The following is a 2,902-nucleotide window of genomic DNA, read 5'->3' as shown; positions in this document are numbered from 1 at the left end:
CTCTTTTTTCAAAAAATGTTTATATAATTCTAAAAAAACGATCTTCCTCTGCGTCCTTGTGTCTTTGCGGTTATAAAAAAACATGAAAAATAAAAGGAAAATAAAAGTAATAGAAAAAAAAATTTTAGAACCCCTCATAATTCTATTAGAAAATGTGCATTTGGCACAGGCAATTAATTATTTGGAAGCGTATAAAATCGAAATTGGTTTACTTATTAATTTTGGCGCACAAAGTTTACAATGTAAAAGAGTAATGAAACCAAAGAGTAAATCATAGTCCATCAAAAAATCATTACAATCACAGTTCAGACATAAGAGCAGAAAAATTGCAAAAATCAGGATTCTAAAACGGATAAAAATACAAAGAAGAAAATAAAAATAAATGTTTTATATTCATTCATTTGATTTATTTTTGGGAAAGAACGCTATGAAACATGACAACTACATATGTATTCTTTTGGGACAGCACTTTTTTTATTTCTGAATGAGGTACATCCAAATATCACCCCCACCGAGGTATAGGTAATAAAAATACATATACATACAGTCCTCCCAATACAACCCATCTCAGCTAACAACCTCACATACTGAAATACAACACACACTATATTAATGTTGAACATCGATAACAATAATAAAATACATAATGAACATCTGAGTATATTTAATGATTTTATGTTTTCTTTTTTAATATTTGATACATTATCATTTTTATTTATACTATGAATATGTTTATTTACACTATAAATATAAAAAAATAATAACAATATCCAAGATATAAGCATGAATCCATAGGAATATATCAAAAGAAGGCATGAACTCTCTGAAAGAACCTCTCTAAAAACTATTCCACTGACTATGCTGCATAACTTTCCTGGGTTGTTGATAGTCATATTATATATTTTATCTTCATCGGTTACAAAATTTATAAAGCTCCTTACTTCTTTTTTGCTACCCTCTCCTATAGAATATGGTTCTTTTAAAGATATTTTCCCCTGTAAAGCATGGTATTTTTGAGTTGTATAATTCAGGGTATCATAGAATAAAAGATAACTATTAAAAGAGGTATCATCTTTATTTATTCTATTTTCCCAGGTGTAGATTATTCCGTTGGAATCCTCTTTTTCTTTCCTTATAATTATTGATCCCTCGTAGTTATATTTTATGCTCTTATTTGTCCAGTATAAAAAAATGTCTTTTCCTTCCAGATGGGTAGATAAGAGATTGGTAAAATACTTGAGAGAGCCCTCACCAGCGTTTTCTTTTAGTGGGGAAGAATATTCATTTACATAATAAGTAAGCACTTGCTCCATATCCTGATAAAAAAGATGGTTAAAATACTTCTTCATTATTTGTATCAACCTCTTAGATATTTCTTTATTTTCTTCAGGTCTATTGAGTTTTACTTCTAAAAGAGTAAGTTTATCTCTATCGGTATTCAGTTCCTTTTGTAATGTTTTTATTTCTGTTTCTAATTTTTTTTCCGAATATCTTCCTCTTCTTACCAAGTTCTTGTCATATGAAGATGTTGTTCCATCTTCATTGTCAAAAGGACTGATAATAAAAATGTTGTTGATAGCACTATCTTTTTGCTTACCAACCAGTTGTTGTAAATGCTTCATAATCTCTATGAAACTTGTCTTCCTGCTCCCCGCTTGCTTAAATTTTTTGAAAAGAGAATCATTCGTCTTTTTTATAACTTTCAGGAGAGTACCTTGTATATCTAATGAAGTGTTACTAAGACGATTTATTTTTATGTGGGTAGTATCAAATACATTATCTCCCATATAGTAGGATATAAATATGTCGTTTTCTATATGGTTTTCTCTACAGCAGGAATCGGTCATTACTTTGTATATCAAAAATGTCGCAGCATACTGATGGGATATATCATCTACATATCTTCCTTTAACCTTCTTATTATCATAAAAAAAACGTGTATACAATGTATTTGGTGGTGTATATGCCACAGTCACAGTCCCAATAGGAATATTTACGTCAGTTACACTATTATACCTATTAGGCGATGAGCTATTTGTAATAAAGTCGCTATTATTTGCATAAGTTCTTTGTATTTTATTAAGAGTATCTTTTATTTTATTATTCAAATAGCTAATGACTCTTTTTGAAAAATCATAACCTATGTCTATGTCTTCTAATTTTTGTTGGGAATTAATGGTTTTATCAACCAGAAATATAAAGCGTCTTTTCTTTATTTTTTTCAACTCTTCATTAATAATATCTTGCATGTCTATGATGTTTTCTGTATTCGTTTCACAACAGGGGGAATGCGTTGTATCTATAAATTTTTTATGATTGTATTGATAGTGGTCTATGGGGAATCGTATTATATCTTCGGGATAAAACCAGTTGTAATCTTGCTTGTTACCACCCTGATCATAAACAGAAAGTATATCAGAATGTACTCCAAAAACAAATCCTATCACCGTTAGGAAAAACAATACTAATCCCTGAGTATACCTGGAAAATGGGTTGTTAAATAACCTAACAAGACATCTCCCCGATGTATATACAATAACAATAATACATATACAAAAAAATAGAAATAGAATTACTTTTAAAATATCATATGTTGTATCCTCAAAGCAAGTACGAATAGGACAGAAGATAATAGCAATAAGAAAGAATACTATAAGGAATAGCAAGCAAAGGCCATTATTCTTAATAATATTCTTTATTTTTTCCCATATTGATGGCATACGGTGAAGTATGTATAGATAGATTCCCCAAAGACAGAATACTATAAGAAATAGCAAGCAAAGGCCATTATTCTTAATATTCTTCTTTATTTTTTCCCATATTGATGGTATAGAAATGCTGTTATATTTCTTCTTTATTTTTTCCCATATTGATGGTATAGAAATGCTGTTATATTTCTTCT

The 2,902-nt window shown here is 29.2% G+C and carries 2 protein-coding genes; one reads left to right on the top strand and one right to left on the bottom strand.

Annotated elements, in window-relative coordinates:
* Positions 1-82 precede the first annotated feature (82 nt).
* Positions 83-277 carry a GxxExxY protein gene (locus QM536_09730; GenBank protein ID MDI9357289.1) on the top strand — a complete coding sequence of 65 codons (195 nt, stop codon included), beginning with the start codon at positions 83-85 and terminating at the stop codon, positions 275-277.
* Between the two features lie 148 nt (positions 278-425).
* Here QM536_09730 and QM536_09725 read toward each other — a convergent pair whose 3' ends face one another.
* The gene (locus QM536_09725; protein MDI9357288.1) at positions 426-2,447 is read right to left on the bottom strand and encodes a hypothetical protein; all 2,022 of its coding nucleotides are present in this window, start codon (positions 2,445-2,447) and stop codon (positions 426-428) included.
* Positions 2,448-2,902: the final 455 nt, after the last annotated feature.

The organism is Chitinophagaceae bacterium (assembly GCA_030053935.1).
Classification (GTDB): Bacteria; Bacteroidota; Bacteroidia; order Cytophagales; family JASGCU01; genus JASGCU01.
This window is presented reverse-complemented; position numbering and strand designations above follow the sequence as displayed.